The following is a 19,978-nucleotide window of genomic DNA, read 5'->3' as shown; positions in this document are numbered from 1 at the left end:
TGCTGTTACAAAACGTTTCCCAAAAGGCAGAATGCGGTAGTCCGCCACTCGGCCACACAAGGAAACCCGCCCGTGCCCGCTACCCGCACCACGCCCGCCACCTGGATCGCTCTGCTGGTGGCCGTGACGTTCTTCATGGAGAACCTCGACGCCACGGTCATCAGCACCGCCCTGCCGGAAATCGCCCGACAGTTCGGCAAAGCCCCGGTGGACCTTAACATCGGCATCAGCGCCTACCTGCTGGCGGTGGCGATTTTCATCCCGCTGTCGGGCTGGGTGGCCGATCGCTTCGGCACCCGCCGGGTGTTTTCCTGCGCCATCAGCCTGTTCACCCTGGCCTCGCTGTGGTGCGGCCTGAGCCAGAGCCTGGAAAGCTTCGTGGCCGCGCGCGTGCTACAAGGCATCGGCGGCGCGATGATGGTGCCCGTGGGGCGCCTGGCGGTGTTGCGCACCACCGAGAAAAAAGATCTGGTAAAGATGATCGCAGTGATCACCTGGCCCGGCCTGGTGGCGCCGATCCTTGGCCCGCCACTCGGTGGCCTGATCGTCACCCACGCCTCCTGGCCCTGGATTTTCTACGTCAACCTGCCCCTGGGCCTGATCGCCCTGGCCTGCGCCCTATGGCTGGTGCCCAAGGGCACGGCCGAGCACAATCGGCCGTTCGACAGCGTCGGGTTTCTGCTGCTGGCCGGCGCCTGCGCGGCGTCCATGCTGGGCCTGGAATGGCTGGGCGGCGCGGAACACATGAGCACCGGTTTCGGCCTGCTGGTGGTGGGCGCCGTGCTGGCGGTGCTGGCGATCCGGCACTGCCGCCGTCACCCCACGCCGCTGTTGCCCCTGGGCCCGGTGGCCATCGATACTTTTCGCGTCAGCATTTTCGGCGGCTCGCTGTTTCGCGTGGCGATCAGCGCTTTGCCGTTCCTGCTGCCGCTGCTGTTCCAGGTGGGTTTCGGTTTCTCGCCGGTGTACGCCGGTAGCCTGGTGTTGGCCGTGTTCGCCGGCAACCTGGCGATGAAACCCTTCACCACCGCCACCATGCGCCGTTACGGCTTCCGCCGGGTGCTGCTGGTCAATGGCCTGATCGGCGTGGCGTCGATTGCCGCCTGTGCACTGTTCAGCGCCGACACCCCGTGGCCGCTGGTGGTGCTGGTGCTGTTCATTGGCGGGTTGTCACGCTCGATGCAGTTCACCTGCTACAACTCCATCGGCTTTGCCGACGTGCCCAAGGACCGCATGAGCGAGGCATCGACCCTGTTCAGCATGTTTTTCCAGTTGGGCATGGGCGTGGGCGTGGCCGCCGCGGCGCTGTTACTGCGCGTGTCCATGAGCGTCCAGGGCCATGCGGCCCAGGCCCAGCCCAGCGACTTCCGCGTGGCCTTCCTGGGCATCGCGGTGCTGGGGCTGATTGCGTTGGTGGACGCGGTGAAACTGCCGCGGCGGGCGGGTGAGCAGGTGTTGCAGGGCTGAGCCGCGTCGCCTGCATCGCGGCCAAGGCCGGCTCCTACCACGGACGGAGCGACCCCACCCCTGTAGCAGCGGCCGCCAGGCCGCGTCACAGACGCCGCGTTATACCTTGCGCACCGCGTGCACCAGACGCCGCCTTCGGCAGCTGCTACAGGGCAGCTGCGGCGACGTCGATTCAGCGGCGGCCAGGCATCAGCCGCAGTTCCAGATACTGCAGCAGCATGATGGTCTTGCCGTCGTTGATCTGGCCATTGCTGACCATGGCCAGGGCCTCGTCAAAGCCCAGTTCCAGCACCTCGATGTCCTCGCCCTCGCCTTCCAGGCCGCCGCCATCGCTGATGCGGTCCTGCTCTTCATACTCACCGATGAAGAAATGGATGCGCTCGGTCACCGCGCCAGGGCTCATGAAGGCCTCGTAGATCTTCTCGATGGCCTTGACCCGGTAGCCGGTCTCTTCTTCCACTTCCAGACGGATGCGCTCCTCGGGGCTGGCGTTGTCCAGCAGGCCTGCGGCGGTCTCGATCAGGTAGCCGTCGGTGCCGTTGAGGAAGGTGGGCAGGCGGAACTGGCGGATCAGCACCACAGTGCGCTTGGCCAGGTTGTACAACAGGATGGTAGCGCCGTTGCCGCGGTCATAGACCTCGCGGGTCTGGGTTTGCCAGCTGCCGTCGCGGCGGCGCAGGTCGAAGGTGTATTTGTTCAGCAGGTACCAGTTGTCCGAGAGCAGTACCTTGCCCGTGATGCGTACGGGGCTGTCAGCCATGAAAGATCCTTGAGAGTGAAACGGCAAAGGCGCAGGGTCACCCGCGCTCCGCCGTCGCGTCAAGCACCGGTGCCAACGGGCAGACCGCCTGCGCCCGAGCGCTCAGCGCCGCACGCAGGCCCTGCAACTGGGCAATGCGTTCGTCGATGGCCGCCAGTTTCTGCGCGAACACCGCGGCCAGGCGCTCCACCGGCTCATCATTGACCTGCCACAGGCTGGGCAGATTCTCGCCCACCTCGGCCAGGCTGAAGCCCAACTGCTGCGCGGTGCGGATGTACTGCACCAACTGCACCGTGTCCGGGTGGTAGTGCCGATAACCGTTGGCGCTGCGCGTGGCGCGAATCAGCCCGCGCTCCTCGTAAAAGCGCAGCGCATCGCAACTGACCCCGGCCGCCTTGGCCACTTGCCCTATTTTCATCCTGCCCCCTTGACCCTGGACCTGGCACCAGGGTTTAGCCTGGCGATCCTATCACTATGGAAGTATGTCGCAATGGATACCCCTCGTTACCTGCGCCGGGTGCGCGCCAGTGCCTGGTATGACCTGTTCGCCACCGGCGCCTTCATGACGCCGTGGACCATGGCCTGGCTGTTTGATCAATTGGGCCAATTGTCCGAAGCCTTGGGGCTGGGAAAGCCTGCGCCGCTGCTGGACCCGGCGCATATGCTGCTGGCCAACCTGCTGGGCAGCGTGGTGGTGGTGTGGGCGGTGCTGCGCTTGCGGCGCACGCGGGTTGAGCATGGCGCCTATGACGGCGCGGCGCGGGGGCTGTTTGCGCTGTGGCAGATCGTGGCGGTGGTGCAGGGGGCGAGCCCGGTGATACTGGCGTTTACCGTGATGGAGGTGGTGTTCGGGGTGTGGCAGTTGGCGCCGTTGCTGCGGCGCGGTCCCACAGCACCCCTGTAGCCGCTGCCGCAGGCTGCGCTGGCCCTATCCCACACTGCAGATTTTCAGCGTACTCAGGTGCCAGCGCAGCCTGGCGGCAGCGGCTACAGGCTGTCAGGGCTGCGCCACCTGCGCATTGAGGTCGCTCTCCTCTTCAGCCAGCGCCTGCGGCAACGACGCCCGCAGGTGCTCCACCCAGGTGCGGATCTTCGCGTCCAGATACAGCCGCGACGGGTAGATCGCGTACAGGTTGAGCCGCTGCAACCGATACCCCGGCAACACCCGCACCAACTCGCCACTGCGCAGCCCGTCGATGGCCGAATAACTGGGCAGCACGCCAATGCCCATGCCGCTGCGGATCGCCACGCGCATGGCGTCGATGGCATTGACCTGGAACGGTGACGCGCGCAATGCCGCCACCACCGGCCCGTCGGGCCCTTCGAACTGCCAGCGGTTGTCCGGGTACGCAACACTGCTCATCAACAGGCAATCATGGTGCTCAAGCTCCGCCGGCGTCAGCGGTGCGCCCCGTCGTGCCAGGTAGCGCGGCGCGGCGCACAGCACGCTGTAGATGGCGCCCAGCCGCTGGGAGATGTAGCCCGAATCCGGCAACTGCGCCGCCAGCACGATGGACACATCGAAACCGTCCTCGATCAGGTCCGGCACGCGGTTACTCAGGTGCAGGTCGAAGCTGACCTCGGGAAAACGCTCGCGGTACTCGGCCATGGCCTCGATCACGTAATGCATGCCGATACCCGCCATGGCATGCACCTTGAGGCTGCCGGCGGCGTAGTCCTGGGTGGCTTCCGCCTCGGCTTCGGCTTCGGCCACCGAGGCCAGGATGCTTTCGCAGCGGTGGTAATAGCGCTTGCCCGCCTCGGTCATGGCGATGCGCCGGGTGGTGCGGTTGAGCAGCCGCGTGCGCAGGTGGGTTTCCAGGTTGGATACCGCGCGCGACAGGTTGGCGGTGGTGGTGTTCATCTGTTCGGCCGCCACAGTAAAGCTGCCGCTTTGCGCCACGCAGACGAAGGCGCGCATGTACTGGAGTATGTTCATCGCCGTTTCACCGCTGGCAGGGACGTCGATTATAAAATTAATTACAACAAACAATCATCTTTTGTTGCGTTTATTGCATCACCCGCACACCGGTAAAATCCCTTCTATCCAGAAGCAACGGGCACACCAGGGGTTGACCAGCGGTGAAACAACTCATTTCCAAGCATGCACTACCCCTGGCGGTACTGACATTAACGTTAACAATCAGTGGTTGCATCAGCACCCACGGCATCGGTCCGCAGAGCCAGCCCATGCCGGCCGACCAGCTGCAGACCGACGCCGCCATTGCTCAGGCGCGCAGCGACGCCCACTGGCCTGACAGCCGCTGGTGGCAAGCGTACGGTGACGCCCAGTTGAACAGCTGGATTGACGACGCCCAACGCAACAGCCCCACCCTGGCCGAAGCCGCTGCCCGCGTGCGCCAGGCCAAGACCATGGCCGGTATCGAAGCGGCCAATGAAGCCCCGCAACTGACCGGCAAGGCCTCCATCACCCGCCACAAATGGCCCACCGACAACTACTACGGCCCGGGCGAGCTGGCCGACGTCACCAACTTCGACAACAACGCAGCCCTGGGTTTAAGCTATTCCCTGGACCTGTGGGGCCGTGACGCCAGCGCCACCGAACAGGCCCTGGACAACGCCCACGCCAGCGCCGCCCAACAGCGCGCGGCGCAGCTGGAATTGCAGGGCAATATCGTGCGCAGCTACATCCAGCTGTCCGAACAGTACGCCCAGCGCGACATCCTCAAGGCCCTGCTGGCGCAGCAGCAACAGGTGCTGGACCTGGCGCAGAAGCGCTTCGACCACGGCATCGGCACGCAACTGGAGGTCAGCCAGGCGCAGACCTCGTTGCCCGAAACGCGCCGTCAGATCGACAGCCTAAATGAATCCATTGCCCTGACCGGCAACCAACTGGCCGCGCTGGCCGGCAAAGGCCCCGGCGCCGCCCGTACCTTGCAGCGCCCTACTCTGACCCTGGCTGCGCCACTGGCCTTACCCGCCCACCTGCCCGCGCAACTGCTGGGCCAGCGTCCCGATGTGGTCGCCAGCCGCTGGCGGGTCAACGCCCAGGCACGCGGCATTGAAGTGGCGCGCGCCGGCTTCTACCCCGACGTGGACCTGAGTGCCAGCCTGGGCTTCAGCGGTACCGGTGGCGGCGTGCTGGAATTCCTCACCGCCAACAAGCTGGGCGGCAGCGTGGGCCCGGCCCTGAGCCTGCCGATCTTCGACGGTGGCCGCCTGCGCGGTCAGCTGGGCGCTGCGTCTGCCGGCTATGACCTGGCCGTGGCCCAGTACAACCAGACCTTGGTACAGGCCCTCAAGGACATCAGCGACCAGCTGATCCGTCGCCAGTCCATGGACAACCAGGCCGCCCTAGCCACCCAAGGCGTGGCCGACGCCCAACGCAGTTACGACATCGCGCGCATGGCCTTTCAACGTGGCCTGACCGGCTACCTGGAAGTGCTCAACGCCCAGACCCAACTGTTCCACGAGCAGCAAATCCAACAGCAAGTTCAGGCCACCCGCCTGCAAACCCAGGCCAACCTGGTGATTGCCCTGGGCGGCGGCGTACGTGCCGGCAGCGACAGCCCCAACCCGGCCCGCGCCACCCCGGCCAAACCGGGCCTGGCGCTGCTGCGCGGCGAGCAGCAGCCATGAGCCTGGCCACCGACTGGCGTCCCGCCCTGCGGGCCTGGACGCAACGCGATGGCGTGACCTGGATCTACCTGTTCAAGCTGCTGGCGGCGGCCTTCCTGACCTATTGGGTGGCCCTGCGCCTGGAACTGCCGCAACCGTCCACCGCCCTGGTCACCGTGTTCATCGTGATGCAGCCGCAAAGCGGCCCGGTGATCGCCAAAAGTGCCTGGCGTCTGCTGGGTACCCTGCTGGGCCTGGTGATGGTGATTACCCTGATCGCCCTGTTCGGCCAGCACAGTGATGTGTTCCTGGGTTGCCTGGCGCTGTGGGTGGGCCTGTGCTGCGGGCTGTCGGCGCGCTACCGCAACTTCCAGGCCTACGCCTTCGTGCTCACCGGTTACACCGCCGCCATCGTTGGCGTGCCGGCCCTCGCCCATCCTCAGGATGTGTACCTGTCAGCGGTGTGGCGGGCGGTGGAAATCGGCCTGGCGGTGATTTGCAGCGGCGTGGTGTCGGCGGTGATTTTCCCGCAGAGCAGCCGCACCGCCCTGCGCGCCACCATCGGCAAGCGCCTGGGCCTGTTCGCCGGTTTTGCCGCTGACAGCCTTAAGGGCCGCCTGGCACCCAGCGACTTCGCCCAGCACAACCGCCGGCTGGTGGCCGAGGCCGTGGGCCTTGAGAACCTGCGCAGCGTGACCGTGTTCGAAGACCCGCTGACCCACTTGCGCAGCGGCCGCCTGAGCCGTCTCAACAGTGAATTCATGCAGTGCACCACGCGCTTCAACGCGCTGTACCAGCAACTCGAACGCCTGCGCCACGAAGCACCGGCCGCTTGGCAAGAACTGCAACCCGCGCTGGCCGGGCTGGTGGCGCTGCTGGAAGACTATCGCGACACGCCTCTGGACAGCGCCAGCGCCGCGCCGTTGGCCGAACGTCTGGAGCGCCTGGCCGCCGACACTGCCGTGCGCCTGCAACACCTGCCCGCCACGGCTTGCCAGCAAGACCTGGACACCGCCGCCGAACTGCTGACCGGCCTGATCGCCGAGCTGCACGACTACGCGCAAACTCACACCTCCCTGGCCAGCCACTACCACCCGCGCGAACAGTGGGCCGTGGGTTTCACCCCACGTACCAACCTGTGGGTGTGCGCCGCTTCCGGCCTGCGCGGTTTCATCACCGTGGCCCTGGCCGCCACTTTCTGGTTGGCCACCGCCTGGCCCAGCGGCGTCAGCCTGATGATCTCCGCCGCAGCGGGTATCAGCCTGACCGCCTCTACCCCCAACCCATGGCGGGCGGGCGTGCAGATGGGCCTGGGCGTGGTGCTCAGCAGCCTGTTTGGGTTTGTCGAATACTTCTTCGTGTACCCGCACATCGACGGCTTCCCCCTGCTGTGCTTCGTGCTGGCCCCGGCGTTGCTGTTCGGCGGATTCCTGACCACGCGGATGTCGACCATGGGCATCGGCCTGGGCTTTTTGATCACCTTTGCCTCGGGCGCGATCCCGGCGAACCTGACGGTCTATAACCCGTCCGGGTTCATCAACGACTGCATCGCCAACATCATCGCCTTCGGCCTGTGCGCCGTGGCGGGCGCGGTGATACTGCCCACCAACGCCCCTTGGGCGTGGCGCCACCTGCAACGCGACCTGCGTCGGCAAGTGGGCTTTGCCGTGCAGGGCAGCCTCAAGCACCTGCGTCAACGCTTCGAAAGCCGCACCCGCGACGTGCTGCAACACGCCAGCACCCTGTCGGCGGCCCGTCCGCAGGTGCAGCAGCAGATGCTCGAATGGGCGCTGAGTGTGCAGGACGTGGGCCACGCCGTGGTGCAGTTGCGTGAACAGGGCGGCGTGCCAGCCGAGGTCGGCCAGGCGCTGACCCGCCTGTTCGATCGCCCAAGCCTGGCGCACCACCAGCAGACGCTGGGCGCGCTTGACCAGGCCTTGGCGCAGCAACCTGCGCAGCCCCGCGCCGCCTACCTGCACTTCATCCGCAGCGCCCTGCTCAACCCGCGCTCGCCGTTGGCCTGCCTGTGACCCGGACCTGACCATGCCCCGCGAACTGTATTTGCTCGAGCTGTACCTGCCCACCCTGATGCTGGTGCTGGGCGCCAGCACCCTGCTGATGTGGCTGCTGGACCGGGTATTGATTGCCCTGAATGTATACCGATTCTTCTGGCACGCCCCCCTGGTGCGCCTGAGCCTGTTTATCTGCCTGTTCAGCGCCCTGGCGCTGACGATCTACCGTTGAGATAGCCGACATGAAAAAACTCTTCAGCGTGGTGGCAACCCTGTTGGTGGTGGCTGCGGCCGCCTGGCTGGGGTCTGCCCTGTGGAACCACTACATGGCCCAGCCCTGGACCCGCGATGGCCGCGTGCGCGCCGACATCATCAACGTGGCGCCGGACGTCAGCGGCGTGGTGGTGGAAGTGCCGGTGCACGACAACCAACTGGTGAAAAAGGGCGACGTGCTGATGCGCATCGACCCGGCCCACTACCAGGTCGCCGTCGACCAGGCCAAGGCCCTGGTGGCCTCGCGCAAGGCCACCTGGCAGATGCGCGAAACCAATGCCCGCCGCCGCGCCGACATGGACAACCTGGTGGTGTCCAAGGAAAGCCGCGAAGACGCCGGCAACACGGCCAGCTCCGCCCAAGCCGACTACCAGCAGGCCCAGGCACAATTGGCCGCCGCCGAGCTGAACCTGGCGCGCACCCAGGTGCTGGCCACCACTGACGGCTACGTCACCAACCTCAACGTACACCCGGGCGACTACGCCAAGGTGGGCGAAGCGAAGATGGCCGTGGTCGATCGGCATTCGTTCTGGGTGTATGGCTATTTCGAGGAATCGAAGCTGCCCAACGTGCACGTGGGCGATGCCGCGCAGTTGCAGATGATGAGCGGTGAAGTGCTCAAGGGCCACGTGGAGAGCATCTCGCGCGGCATCTACGACCGCGACAACCCCGAGAGCCGCGAGTTGGTGGCTGACGTCAACCCGACGTTCAACTGGGTGCGGTTGGCGCAGCGGGTGCCGGTGCGCATTGCGCTGGATGATGTGCCGGCCGACATGCTGCTGGCGGCGGGGACGACGTGTACGGTGGTGATTCAGCCTGCGCCCGGCCGCTGAACGGCGTCGCCTGCATCGCGACCAAGGTCGGCTCCTACAGGCGCATTGTAGGAGCCGGCCTTGGCCGCGATTCAGGCGACGCGGTCTGAGTGCACCTGAAACGCTTTCACCGCCTGAGCCACCGCCGGCAGGCGGTCACGCTCGGCCAGCCAGGTCAGCATCAAACGCTCGTCGCTGGCCAGGTCCACCACCCGGCGCTGGCGCAACCCGGTCAAACTCTGATCCCCCGGCCACACCGGCAGCAACGCCACCCCTACCCCCGCCTTGGCCAGCGCCACCGCCGCGGAAATATCCGAGCACTCGAAGGCCACCTCCGGCCGCAAACCGGCATCGGCAAACGCCTGCTGCACTCGCTCATAAAACCCATGCCCCTGGCGCCTGCGCACCACAATCAACGGCACCGCCGCCAGGTCCGCCAGGCTGCACGCATCCGTGTCAGGCAATAGCCCAGGCGCGCATTCAACGGCCGCAAGCGTCAGCGGCTGCAAGGGTTCAGTGTGCAAGAGGGGGTTGGTGACGGGCCATTGGCTGAGGGCGAAGTCCAGCTGCCGGGATTGCAGCATGTCCTCCAGCACGGCAGGTTCGGCGTGATAGACAGAGAACAGAATACCGGGCAGCTGCTGGCGCAACTCCCCCAGCACCCGTGCCAGGAACGCGGCACCGGAGGTCACGGTACCGATGCTGACCTTGCCGCTGACGCCCTGGGCCAGACCGCGCATTTCGGCGTCGATCTCATCGGCCAGGTTCAGCAGTTCGCAGGCACGGCGGTACAGGTGCTGGCCGGCCTCGGTCACCAGCAGGCCACGGCCCTGGCGCTCGAACAGTTGCAGGCCGTAATCGGCTTCCAGGGTCTTGAGGTGCTGGCTCAGGGGTGGCTGCGCGATGTGCAGCTCCTGGGAGGCGGCAGCGATGGATTTACGCTCGACGATGGTTTTGAAATACAGCAGGTGGCGCAAGTTCATGAAGGGCTTGGTCCATGGGGCATGGGCCAAGGATAGCGCAAGCGCCTGTTTAGTTGGAGCAGCCCTTGCCCATCACGCGGTACACCAGGGAGTGGCGCTGACCCTGGCTGTCTTCGTAGGTCATGGTCACCGGTACCACCGCGCACACGTCAGGGATGTCGCCGGCGTCGATGACCTTGGCGATATCCAGTTTCTGGCCGTAGCGGTAAGTCTGGGCAGGTTCGGCGTGGGCGGCTGCGGCGAAGCCAAGGGTCAGGGCGGCCAGGGTGATGAGCTTGTTCATAACGATCTGTTCTCCAAGTGATTTTTCCTTGGAGACAGGTTAAGGGCCGGCCTGCCCAGTGAATATGATTGAAAACGTCAGCACTCATACTCAATTGATAAGGACAACGCCTAACGCGGTCACGTAGCCGCTGCCGCCAGGCTGCGCTGGCCCTGTGCCTCGCTGGAGATCTGCTGTGAACATCAGGGCCGGCGCAGCCTGGCGGCAGCGGCTACAGGTCAGTTCAGATTGCGAGGAATGTCCAGGCCCAGGTTTTCGCGGAGCGTGGTGCCGGGGTACTCGGTGCGATACACACCCAGCTCTTGCAGAATTGGCACCACCTGCTCGGTGAAGCGCCGGAACTGCTCGGGGTGGCCGATGTAGATATTGAACCCGTCCACCGCCCGCGCTTCGAACCATTCGGCCATTTTGCTGGCCACGGTGCGCGCGGTGCCGACGAAGGCGCCGGGGCGCAGTTGGCGGGAGGCCTGCACGGCCTGGCGCAGGGTGAGGTTGTCGCGCACGGCGTTGTCGGTGATGCGCTTGGCCACGGTGAAGAAGCTGCTGCGGGCGGCTTCCAGCGCCTGCACCGGGAACGGCGCGTCCAGGTCGTACTGGCTGAAGTCGTGCCAGCCAAACGAGCGGCCGAACTCCAGCAGGGCCTGCTCAAAACTATGGTCGGTTTCGTGGTAGTGACGCTCCAGTTCCCGGGCCTGTTCGTCGGTGTCGGCGACGAACACTTCGGCGCCGGGCAGCACCAGCACTTGCTCGGGATCGCGGCCCTGGCGCTGGGCGCGCTCCTTGATCTCGCGGTAGAACGCTTGGCCCTGCTCAAGGCTGGGCGCATGGGTGAACACCACGTCCGCAATCGCTGCACCCAGTTCCCTGCCCTGCTCCGAGTCACCGGCCTGGAAAATCACCGGTTGGCCCTGGGGCGAGCGCTGCAGGTTGAGCGGGCCGACCACCGAGAAGTGCTCGCCCTTGTGGTTGAGCGCATGCAGCTTGGCCGGGTCGAAATAGCGGCCGGTGCTGCGGTCGCGCACGAAGGCGTCGTCTTCCCAGGACTGCCACAGGCCCTGCACCACCTGCACGTGTTCCTTGGCGCGGCCGTAGCGGGTGTCGTAATCGTAGTGCTCGTCGCGGCCGTAGTTGCCGGCAGTGCCGGCGTCGCCGCTGGTGACCACGTTCCAGCCGGCGCGGCCCTTGCTGATCAAGTCCAGCGAGGCCAGGCGGCGGGCGACGTTGAACGGCTCGTTATACGAGGTGGTCAGCGTGCCCACCAGGCCGATATGCCGGGTGCTGACGGCCAGCGCCGACAGCAGCGTCAGTGGCTCCAGACGGTTCAGGTAATGGGGTGGCGAGCCGGGGGTGATGAACTGGCTGTCGACGATGAACACCAGGTCAAACAGCGCCGCTTCCGCCTGGCGGGCGATGTCGATGTACCAGTCGATGTTGACGCTGGCGTCGGCCGGCAGTTGCGGGTCCAGCCACAGGTTGTGGCGGCCGGGGCCGCCGACGCCCATGGTCAGGGCGCCGAGTTTGAGGGTGCGTTTGCTCATGGGAACAATCCTTGTCGGGTTACGGCGCAACCTGGGCGGTGGCCGGTTGCTGCACGGCAGCGTTGAACGAGGTGTCGAACAGGCTGGCCGCCGGGTAGGACTTGATCAGCCCCAGGCCACTGAAGAAATCGATGGTTTTCTGCGCGTCGGCGATGTTTCGCTCGGTCACCGGGCCCACATCGGTTTTCGCCCGGCTGAACCAGGCCCTGGCAATGTCGCGGTCGGCGCGGGTGCGTTCGGCCCAGGCGTCGGCGTACGCCTCGTTGTGCGCGGGGTCGTTGACGCTCCATTCGCGAGCCTTTTTCAGGCGTTGCAGGAAGTCGGCGATGGCGGCGCGCTTTTCTTCGCGTGAATGGTTGTTGGCCACCACGAAGCTTTGCGCAGGGATCAGCCCTTGAGCCGTGGCGATGACACGGCCGCCCTGGCGTTCCTGTTGGGTGACGTAGGGCTCCCACGTGGCAATCACGTCCACGGAACCGCCGTCCAGGGCGTGGGAGGCATCGAGGGCGCTGAGGTAGCGGATGTCCACGGCATCGCGTGGCACGCCGGCCTTGTCCAGGGCGCTGAACAGCAGTTGCTGGCTCCAGGAGCCTTTCCAGATGGCCACGCGCTTGCCGCGAATGTCGGCCACGGTCTTGATCGGCGAATGCTTGCCCACCACGATGGCGATACCGTCCAGGTTTTGTTGGGTCACGGCGATCACCTTGATCGGTGCACCCAGGGCACCGAGGAACAACGGCGGCGCATCGCCCAGCAGGCCCAGGTCGAGGCTGCCGGCGTTCAACGCCTCGGCGACGGGGGAGCCGGCGGTGAACTGCTTCCATTCCAGGGTATAGGGCAGGTTGTCGAGCACACCGGCGGCGTCCATCACTGCGCGGGTGTTGTAGCTCTGGTCGCCCACGGTCAGGGTCAGGGCGCTGGCGCCCAGGCTGATGGAGGTGGCCAGCACGGCGGCGGCCATTTTCACGAATGTGCGCAAGGCAATCTCCCTAGCATCGGTTATAGATAAGCGTTTGGTAGAAACCATTGCTTATAAGCTAACGACGCCCGCGACATTTGTGAAATTCATTTTAGACATAACCTAATATGATTATTTTGCAGCAAGCAGCCGCAATCGGCGGCGCTGGACGGTGTGAACCCTGGCGATGTTCAGGGGAGCATAGGGCCAGCGCAGCCTGGCGGCAGCGGCTACGGGCGCTCCCGCATTTGGTGAAACCCTGTTTGCGACCTTCGCCCAGTAGTTCCCCGAACATGATGTTCGGTTATACTGCCGGACGTTTCCCTGTTTGTACTTCTGCTTTTCCTACGTTATGGCGGCCAGGTTTCTGGTATTCGGTCCTACTTGCACGATCCATTATGAAATTCATTATCCTTGCACTCTTCCTCGGCTCCATTGCCTTCGTACACTTTCGCGGGCGCGTGCGCCACAAGTTCACCCGGCAGTTGAGTGACCACTCCAGTTTCCTTGCCCCGGTCAACGCCTTCCTGTACCTGTTTTCCAAACTACCGGCGCGACCGTACTTGGACACCCGCGACTTCCCGGACCTGGCGCCGTTGCAGCAACACTGGGAGGAAATCCGCGAAGAAGGCGTGCGCCTGATGGAAATGGGCGAGATCAAACGCTCTGCCGGCTACGACGACGTGGGCTTCAATTCGTTCTTCAAGACGGGCTGGAAGCGCTTTTACCTGAAGTGGTATGGCGACAGCCACCCCTCGGCCAGCGAGCTGTGCCCGCGTACCACCGAACTGCTGGCCGGCATCGGCTCGGTCAAGGCCGCGATGTTCGCCGCCCTGCCGCCTGGCTCGCGGCTTGTGCGCCACCGTGATCCTTACGCAGGCTCCTACCGTTACCACCTGGGCCTGCAGACCCCGAACGATCCAGGCTGCTACATCAACGTGGACGGCGAGGCGTACCACTGGCGTGACGGTGAGGCGGTGATGTTTGACGAGACGTATATCCATTACGCCGAGAACACGACGGATCAGAACCGCATCATCCTGTTCTGCGACATCGAACGCCCCCTCAAGTATCGCTGGGCGACGGCGTTCAACCGCTGGTTCAGCTACAAGGTGATGGCGGCTGCGGCGGCGCCCAATAATGAGGGTGACAAGACGGGGGGCATCAACCGACTGTTCAGCCGTATCTACACCATTCGCGAACGCGGCAAGGCGCTGAAGAAGCGTAACCGTACCCGTTATTACGCGGAGAAGTGGGCGGTGGTGGCGGTGTTCGTGTTGTTGTTCATCTATATCTGAATCAGTGGCGCCCTGTCGCAATAACGGGGCGCCGGGTAATTTAATTGCAGTTTACGCAACAGTCTTTTTCATAATAAACCAACTTCCCCGCTAACTTCCCCATCTCGCGCGTAGCCGCTGCCGCCAGGCTGCGCTGGCCCGTATGAACCCTGAAGATCTTCAGCGCGGCACAGGGCCAGCGCAGCCTTCGGCAGCGGCTACGGCCAATTCCGCGGCCTGGGCCTCGCGGGTACGCCGCGCGGCCATCCCCACGCTGAACCCGGCCAGGCCCAGCAGGGCCGCGCTACTCAAGACTGCGGCCGCCGCCAACGCCGGGTCGCGGCCAAAGCCTACGGCAAAGGTGCACAACGCCCCCACCGCCATCTGCCCAAAGCCATACAAACCCGCAGCCGAGCCCACCAAGTGCGCGTCCACGCTCAACGCCCGGCTCATCGCCGCCGGGCTGGCAAGGCCAGCGCCCACGGCAAACAGGCTGACCAGCCCGACCATCCACGCCACCGACACCCAGCCCGCGCACACCACGGCCAGCAAGCTTGCGGCCGAGGCAATGCTCAGCCCGGCGCCCACCAGCAACAAGCGGTCTACCGATACGCTGCGAATCAGCCGGCGGGTCAAGGCATTGCCCACCGACATGCCGACAATCAGCATGCCCAGGTAGATGCCCACCTCGCTCAACGGGCGATGCAGTTCTGTGCCGATGATAAAAGGCGCGGCGGCGATAAAGGCGTAGATGGCGGTGGTCATGCACGCCCCGCCCACGGCAAAGCCGAGAAACACCGGTGAGCGCAACAGATGCCCATAGTCACGCGCCAGCGCACGGGCGCTGACCTGGCCGCTGGGCGAGCCGGTTTCGGGCAGCAGCCGCCAGGTGCACAACAAGGTCAATGCACCCAGGCTGGCCAGCACCAGGAAGATCGCGCGCCAGCCCAGGTGTTCACTGATCAGCGAGCCGATCAATGGCGCAAAGCCTGGGCCGATCATCATCATGAGGTTGAGCAGTGCCAGGTCGCGCACCGCGTCGTCCAGCTTGGCACCGTCACGCACGATCGCCCGGCCCAGGGCCAGCCCCGCGCAACCGCCCAGGGCCTGGACCAGCCGCGCCAGCACCAGGGTGTGGAGGTCGCCGGCAAAGGCGGCGCAAAACCCGGCCACGGTGTACAGGCTCAAGCCCACCAACAGCATGGGCCTGCGCCCCAGGCCGTCGGACAGCGGCCCATAGGCCAGCTGCCCGAACGCCAGGCCCAGGATGTAAATGCTGATGGTGCGCTGCATCGCGGCGCTGTCCACGCCCAACGCCTGGGCGGCGGCCGGCAGCGCCGGGACGAACATGTGCATGGCCAGCGTGCCGCTGATGGTGATCAGCACCAGCAGCCAGACAGGGGCACGCGGGTTGGACGTTGAAGCGGGACGGGGCATATAGATAGCAGCCTAACGAGTAGGCTGACAACTATAGGGAACCGCCCTCCTCCTTGTCTACGTGTCGCTTGTCGCCGGTGTCGCGCAACAGGTCGTAGAGCACGGTGGCCGGGCCCAGTATCGCAATCACAACCAGCGCGATCAGGCCGATAGTCGAATGGTTCATGGTCAATCCCTGCCAGGCTGGGTGATGGAGCAAGAATCCCCCCTTTGGCGCTGGCCTGGCAACCGTTTTTACCGAGTCTTTACGCCGGACCGCGAATCATTCAGCTGGCATTCAATCGCCCATGTTGCAGGCGTCGGCCATGCGGCGGTAGTTGAGCACGTGTTCCTGGCGCTGCGAATCCAGGTAGGTCATGTGCGCACTGACCACTTTGCAGGTGATCGAGTCGTCAGCGTTGTCGGCCAGCACTTTCTGTACGTCCAGGTGCTGACCATAGTGGTAGCTGTCCTGGATCGGCGCGGCAGCGGCTTGCGCTGCGACGGCGCCGAAGCTGGTGGCGGCAAACACGGCGATGGCGCTGATGGTCTTGATGTTCATGGTACTGCCCTCAATCATTCAATTGGCTACGGGGTGGCCAGGGTGATTGGCTGGCCGTGGTGCTATTGAATGCCTTGGGGGTATCTGCAATGTGTCCTGGGGGGCCTGTAAAACAGGGGTTTTGCACCACTGTGTATCTATTGGCCACCAGATACACTGCAATACAAAGCCAGGCGAGCAAAGCGCACATCGCTGGGTAGAATGCGCGCAACCGCCTTTGAGGAGCAGTCATGGAGCACGTGGACCACATTCTGATCGTCGACGACGATCGCGAGATCCGGGAACTGGTGGGCAACTACCTGCAAAAGAACGGTCTGCGCACCACCGTGGCCGGCGATGGCCGGCAAATGCGCGCCGCGCTGGAAGACGGCCCCATCGACCTGATCGTGCTGGACATCATGATGCCCGGCGACGATGGCCTGCTGCTGTGCCGCGAACTGCGCGCCGGCAAGTACAAAGCCGTGCCGGTGTTGATGCTGACGGCCCGCAACGATGAGACCGACCGCATCATTGGCCTTGAGATGGGCGCCGATGACTACCTGACCAAACCCTTCGCCGCCCGCGAACTGCTGGCGCGCATCAACGCCGTGCTGCGCCGCACCCGCATGCTACCGCCCAACCTGCAAGTCACCGAAGCCGGCCGGCTGCTGGCCTTTGGCAGTTGGCGCCTGGACACCAGCGCCCGTCACCTGCTGGACGCCCAGGACACCCTGGTAGCCCTGAGCGGCGCCGAATACCGGCTGCTGCGAGTGTTCCTCGACCACCCCCAGCGCGTGCTCAACCGCGACCAGTTGCTGAACCTGACCCAAGGCCGCGACGCCGACCTGTTCGACCGCTCCATCGACCTGCTGGTCAGCCGCCTGCGCCAACGCCTGCTGGACGACGCCCGGGAGCCGGCGTACATCAAGACCGTGCGCAGCGAGGGCTACGTGTTCTCCATGCCGGTGCAGGTGATCGGGGCGCCGGCATGAAGACCTGGTTCCCGTGGCCGCGCACCCTGGCTTCGCGGCTGTCGCTGATCTTTTTGGCCGGCCTGGTGCTGGCCTACGGATTGTCGTTCGGCGCGCAGTATTGGGAGCGCTATCTGAGCTCCGAATCGATGATGCACAAAACCATGGAGCGCGACGTGGCCACCGGCGTGGCCATCCTCGATCAACTGCCCGCCGAGCAGCGCGGCGAGTGGATACCGCGCCTGGAGCGCCAGGTGTATCGCTTCGAGCTGGGCGACGGCAACGGCGGTCGGCCACTGCCCATCGCTGAATTGCCCCACGCCGGCCAGGCCATCCTCACGGGCCTCAACAACAGCCACGGCTTGCGCTTCACCCACACCGTGGACCCGCGCCAAACCTTCCAGGCCCACCTGCGCCTGAACGATGGCACGCCGATCACTATCGACGTACACCCCTCCTCGATGCCCATCCCGCAGTGGCTGCCAATTATGCTGCTGATCCAACTGGCGGTGGTGTGGGGCTGCACCTGGCTGGCCGTGCGCATGGCCACCCGGCCGCTGACCCGCCTGGCCAGCGCCGCCGAGGCCCTGGACCCCAACAGCAGCGGCCAGCGCCTGGACGAGAGCGGCCCTAGCGAGGTCACCCATGCCGCGTCCGCCTTCAACGCCATGCAGGATCGCATCGCTGCCTACCTCAAGGAGCGCATGCAACTGCTAGGCGCCATCAGCCACGACCTGCAGACGCCGCTGACGCGCATGAAACTGCGCGCTGAATTCATGGACGACGGCGTGGAACGCGACAAACTGTGCAACGACCTCAATGAAATGGAGCACCTAGTGCGCGAAGGCATCGCCTATGCCCGTACCCTGCATGGCGCCACCGAAGCCAGTTGCCGCGTCGACGTGGACGCCTTCCTGCAGAGCCTGGTGTTCGACTACCAGGACGTCAACCAGCCGGTGAGCCTGGCGGGCAATAGCCTGGCGCAGATCGACACCCGGCCCCAGGCGCTGCGGCGCATCCTGACCAACCTGGTGGACAACGCGTTGAAATTTGCCGGAGACGTGAGCCTGGGCAGTACCCAGGCGGCGGATGGCAGCGTGACTATTGAAGTGCTGGACAACGGAGCGGGGATTGCCGAGGCGCATCTGGAGGAAGTGTTCAAGCCGTTTTTCAGGCTGGAGAATTCGCGAAACCGGGACACCGGCGGGACAGGGCTGGGGTTGGCGATTGCACAGCAGTTGACGGTGGCGATTGGGGGGGATTTGACGTTGAGTAATCGTGAGATGGGGGGGTTGAGGGCGGTGTTGCGGTTGCCCAACTGACCGTAGCCGCTGCCGCCAGGCTGCGCTGGCCCTGTGCCCCACTGAAAATCTTCAGCGTACACAAGGGCCAGCGCAGCCTGGCGGCAGCGGCTACAGGGTGGTCTATTTGCCGGCGGTATAGTCGCCGGCATACCTCTGCAGCAACTTCAAAGTCACCCCATTCGTCCACCCGAACCCATCCTGCAACTCATACTCACCACCCCCACCGCCTTGCCCCATCCCGGACAGGTCGTACTTCTCCACCAACTTGCTCTGCACGCTATACAGATCCTGCACCTGATGCAGAAAGCGCGTGCCGATCTGCGCCGCCAGCCCGGTTTCCTGATACCGGGTCAGGCCCTGCACCGCTACCCACTGCAACGGCGCCCAGCCATTGGGCTCGTCCCACTGCTGACCATTGGTGACCTGGGTGGTGGCGATACCACCGGGCCGCAGCAAGCCGCCGCGCACCGCATCGGCGGTGGCCTTGGCATGCGCAGACGACGCCAGGCCCGTGTACAGCGGAAACACCGTGGCCGCCGTCAGGGCCGGGCGTTGCTGCGCCGCACGCCAGTCGTAGTCCACGTAATAGCCACCGGCGCTGTTCCACAGGTGCGTCTCAATCGCCGCTTGGCGCTGCTGCGCACGCTGGTCGAAGGTCTGGGTGCAGGCGCTGTCGGCCGTGGTCTGGCAGGCCTTGGCGATGGTTTTTTCCAGGTGGTACATCAGGCTGTTGAGGTCAACCGGCACAATGGACGTGGTGCGGATGGTGGCCAGGCTCTTGCCGTCACCCAGCCAGCGCGAGCTGAAGTCCCAGCCGCTTTCGGCGCCGGCGCGCAGGTCGCGCCACACTTGCTCTTTGGGCCGCCCGGCGGCCTGGTCGGCGGTTTTCACGTCCTGCAGCCAGGATTCCTGGCGCGGCGTGGCGCTGGCGTCCCAGTAGCGGTTGAGCAGGCTGCCGTCGGGCAGCTTGACCACATGGCGCAGCGCCTGCCCGGCCTGCAGGCTTTGCGCGCCCTCCATCCAGTAGGCGTATTCCTTCTGCAGTTGCGGCAGGTAGCGGCCGTAGGCCTGGTCGCCCTCGATGCGCGCCTCCAGGTCCACCATGTAGGCGAAAAACGGCGGCTGCGAGCGGCTCAGGTAGTAGGTGCGGTTACCGTTGGGAATGTGCCCGTAGGTGTCGATCATGTAGGCGAAGTTGTCGACCATCTGCCGCACCTGGGCTTTGTCACCGCTCTGCTCCAGGCCCAGCATGGTGAAGTAGGAATCCCAGTAGTACATCTCCCGGAAGCGCCCGCCCGGCACTACGTAGGGCTGGGGCAACGGCAGTAGGCTGCTGTACTGCGGCACCTGGTCGTAGCTGCGGCTGAGCACCGGCCACAGCTTGTCGATGTGTTCCTTGATCGGCGCACCGGGTTTGGGCGCCGGGCTGTCGGCCTCGCCGGACTCGATGAAGTTGGCGGTGACGAAGGTTTTCAGGTCGAAACCCGAACGCTCGCGCTGGGCCAGGTAGTCGGCGCGGATCTTGGCGGGGTCGCGTTTGGGCAAGGCGTCGACGAAGTGTTTCTGGTCGCTGAACACCTGGTCGCGCTGCACCGCTTCGAACAGTTCCGGGTAGGCCTGGTCGGGCGGCAAGGCCGGGCGGTTGGCGGCGTCGTTGGCGCCCCACATGGCCGGTGGCTGGCTGGAACAGGCGGCCACCAGCAGGGCGGCGCAGGTCAGGCTGGTAAAGTGCAAAGGTCGCATGGGCGGACTCCTTGTCGGATCGATGGCAACAGTCAAGTGACCGCCCGCCGTCCGCCAGGGT

At 65.2% G+C, this 19,978-nt stretch carries 20 protein-coding genes; 9 read left to right on the top strand and 11 right to left on the bottom strand.

Annotation, left to right across the window (positions count from 1 at the left end):
- Window positions 1-72 precede the first annotated feature (72 nt).
- Window positions 73-1,467 (top strand): MFS transporter, encoded by a 1,395-nt coding sequence (locus ACZ9GA_RS10965; protein WP_457362654.1) that lies wholly within the window; start codon window positions 73-75, stop codon window positions 1,465-1,467.
- A 172-nt stretch (window positions 1,468-1,639) separates the two neighbouring features.
- Here the strand turns inward: ACZ9GA_RS10965 and ACZ9GA_RS10960 are convergent, their stop codons facing one another.
- Together ACZ9GA_RS10960 and ACZ9GA_RS10955 are read right to left on the bottom strand one after the other, a co-directional pair.
- Window positions 1,640-2,227, bottom strand: a complete 588-nt coding sequence (locus ACZ9GA_RS10960) for an NUDIX domain-containing protein (RefSeq protein WP_457362655.1) — start codon at window positions 2,225-2,227, stop codon at window positions 1,640-1,642.
- A gap of 37 nt (window positions 2,228-2,264) precedes the next feature.
- Window positions 2,265-2,645: a MerR family transcriptional regulator gene (locus ACZ9GA_RS10955; RefSeq protein ID WP_457362656.1), complete on the bottom strand. Its 381-nt coding sequence runs from the start codon at window positions 2,643-2,645 to the stop codon at window positions 2,265-2,267.
- Between the two features lie 72 nt (window positions 2,646-2,717).
- Between ACZ9GA_RS10955 and ACZ9GA_RS10950 the strand changes: the two genes are divergently transcribed.
- Window positions 2,718-3,131 carry a hypothetical protein gene (locus tag ACZ9GA_RS10950; protein ID WP_457362657.1) on the top strand — a complete coding sequence of 138 codons (414 nt, stop codon included), beginning with the start codon at window positions 2,718-2,720 and terminating at the stop codon, window positions 3,129-3,131.
- Window positions 3,132-3,224: 93 nt separating this feature from the next.
- Here the strand turns inward: ACZ9GA_RS10950 and ACZ9GA_RS10945 are convergent, their stop codons facing one another.
- Window positions 3,225-4,166, bottom strand: coding sequence for a LysR family transcriptional regulator (locus ACZ9GA_RS10945; RefSeq protein WP_455924034.1), 942 nt, complete (start codon window positions 4,164-4,166; stop codon window positions 3,225-3,227).
- A 143-nt stretch (window positions 4,167-4,309) separates the two neighbouring features.
- On the opposite strand from ACZ9GA_RS10945, the gene ACZ9GA_RS10940 reads away from it, so the two are divergent.
- Genes ACZ9GA_RS10940 through ACZ9GA_RS10925 form a run of 4 tightly spaced genes read left to right on the top strand, consistent with a single transcriptional unit; the run spans window position 4,310 to window position 8,924 of the window.
- Entirely contained in the window at window positions 4,310-5,827 is a 1,518-nt protein-coding gene (locus tag ACZ9GA_RS10940) for an efflux transporter outer membrane subunit (RefSeq protein ID WP_457362658.1), read from the top strand.
- Complete coding sequence (locus tag ACZ9GA_RS10935) at window positions 5,824-7,836, top strand: FUSC family protein (protein ID WP_457362659.1); 2,013 nt, start codon at window positions 5,824-5,826, stop codon at window positions 7,834-7,836. Before ACZ9GA_RS10940 ends, ACZ9GA_RS10935 begins: the two co-directional genes overlap by 4 nt.
- Before the next feature lie 13 nt (window positions 7,837-7,849).
- Window positions 7,850-8,050 (top strand): DUF1656 domain-containing protein, encoded by a 201-nt coding sequence (locus ACZ9GA_RS10930; RefSeq protein ID WP_457362660.1) that lies wholly within the window; start codon window positions 7,850-7,852, stop codon window positions 8,048-8,050.
- Between the two features lie 10 nt (window positions 8,051-8,060).
- A complete protein-coding gene (locus tag ACZ9GA_RS10925) occupies window positions 8,061-8,924 on the top strand; it encodes an efflux RND transporter periplasmic adaptor subunit (protein ID WP_457362661.1) in 864 nt (287 codons plus the stop codon).
- Window positions 8,925-8,995: 71 nt separating this feature from the next.
- On the opposite strand, the gene ACZ9GA_RS10920 is transcribed toward ACZ9GA_RS10925, so the two are convergent.
- The 4 genes from ACZ9GA_RS10920 to ACZ9GA_RS10905 form a co-directional block, all read right to left on the bottom strand.
- Entirely contained in the window at window positions 8,996-9,886 is an 891-nt protein-coding gene (locus ACZ9GA_RS10920) for a LysR family transcriptional regulator (protein WP_457362662.1), read from the bottom strand.
- A 49-nt stretch (window positions 9,887-9,935) separates the two neighbouring features.
- Entirely contained in the window at window positions 9,936-10,169 is a 234-nt protein-coding gene (locus ACZ9GA_RS10915; protein ID WP_457362663.1) for a DUF2790 domain-containing protein, read from the bottom strand.
- A 218-nt stretch (window positions 10,170-10,387) separates the two neighbouring features.
- A complete protein-coding gene (locus tag ACZ9GA_RS10910) occupies window positions 10,388-11,707 on the bottom strand; it encodes an LLM class flavin-dependent oxidoreductase (protein WP_457362664.1) in 1,320 nt (439 codons plus the stop codon).
- A gap of 19 nt (window positions 11,708-11,726) precedes the next feature.
- The gene (locus ACZ9GA_RS10905) at window positions 11,727-12,668 is read right to left on the bottom strand and encodes an ABC transporter substrate-binding protein (RefSeq protein WP_457363756.1); all 942 of its coding nucleotides are present in this window, start codon (window positions 12,666-12,668) and stop codon (window positions 11,727-11,729) included.
- A gap of 395 nt (window positions 12,669-13,063) precedes the next feature.
- Here ACZ9GA_RS10905 and lpxO point away from each other — a divergent pair, with 395 nt between their 5' ends.
- A complete protein-coding gene (gene lpxO / locus ACZ9GA_RS10900) occupies window positions 13,064-13,963 on the top strand; it encodes a lipid A hydroxylase LpxO (RefSeq protein ID WP_457362665.1) in 900 nt (299 codons plus the stop codon).
- 159 nt (window positions 13,964-14,122) lie between these two features.
- Here the strand turns inward: lpxO and ACZ9GA_RS10895 are convergent, their stop codons facing one another.
- From ACZ9GA_RS10895 to ACZ9GA_RS10885, 3 genes are all read right to left on the bottom strand, one after another.
- Window positions 14,123-15,379, bottom strand: coding sequence for a multidrug effflux MFS transporter (locus ACZ9GA_RS10895; RefSeq protein ID WP_457362666.1), 1,257 nt, complete (start codon window positions 15,377-15,379; stop codon window positions 14,123-14,125).
- 31 nt (window positions 15,380-15,410) lie between these two features.
- Window positions 15,411-15,545 carry a hypothetical protein gene (locus ACZ9GA_RS10890; protein WP_274379842.1) on the bottom strand — a complete coding sequence of 45 codons (135 nt, stop codon included), beginning with the start codon at window positions 15,543-15,545 and terminating at the stop codon, window positions 15,411-15,413.
- A 111-nt stretch (window positions 15,546-15,656) separates the two neighbouring features.
- Entirely contained in the window at window positions 15,657-15,920 is a 264-nt protein-coding gene (locus tag ACZ9GA_RS10885; protein WP_457362667.1) for a DUF2790 domain-containing protein, read from the bottom strand.
- Window positions 15,921-16,150: 230 nt separating this feature from the next.
- Between ACZ9GA_RS10885 and ACZ9GA_RS10880 the strand changes: the two genes are divergently transcribed.
- Both ACZ9GA_RS10880 and ACZ9GA_RS10875 read left to right on the top strand, forming a co-directional pair.
- Window positions 16,151-16,891, top strand: coding sequence for a response regulator (locus ACZ9GA_RS10880; RefSeq protein WP_457362668.1), 741 nt, complete (start codon window positions 16,151-16,153; stop codon window positions 16,889-16,891).
- Window positions 16,888-18,192: an ATP-binding protein gene (locus ACZ9GA_RS10875; RefSeq protein WP_457362669.1), complete on the top strand. Its 1,305-nt coding sequence runs from the start codon at window positions 16,888-16,890 to the stop codon at window positions 18,190-18,192. Before ACZ9GA_RS10880 ends, ACZ9GA_RS10875 begins: the two co-directional genes overlap by 4 nt.
- A 102-nt stretch (window positions 18,193-18,294) precedes the next feature.
- Here the strand turns inward: ACZ9GA_RS10875 and treA are convergent, their stop codons facing one another.
- The gene (treA, locus tag ACZ9GA_RS10870; protein ID WP_457362670.1) at window positions 18,295-19,917 is read right to left on the bottom strand and encodes an alpha,alpha-trehalase TreA; all 1,623 of its coding nucleotides are present in this window, start codon (window positions 19,915-19,917) and stop codon (window positions 18,295-18,297) included.
- Window positions 19,918-19,978 lie beyond the last annotated feature (61 nt).

The organism is Pseudomonas sp. TE3644, assembly GCF_056278815.1.
Note: the sequence above shows the minus strand (reverse complement) of the source record. Positions and strands in the feature narration are given on the sequence as shown.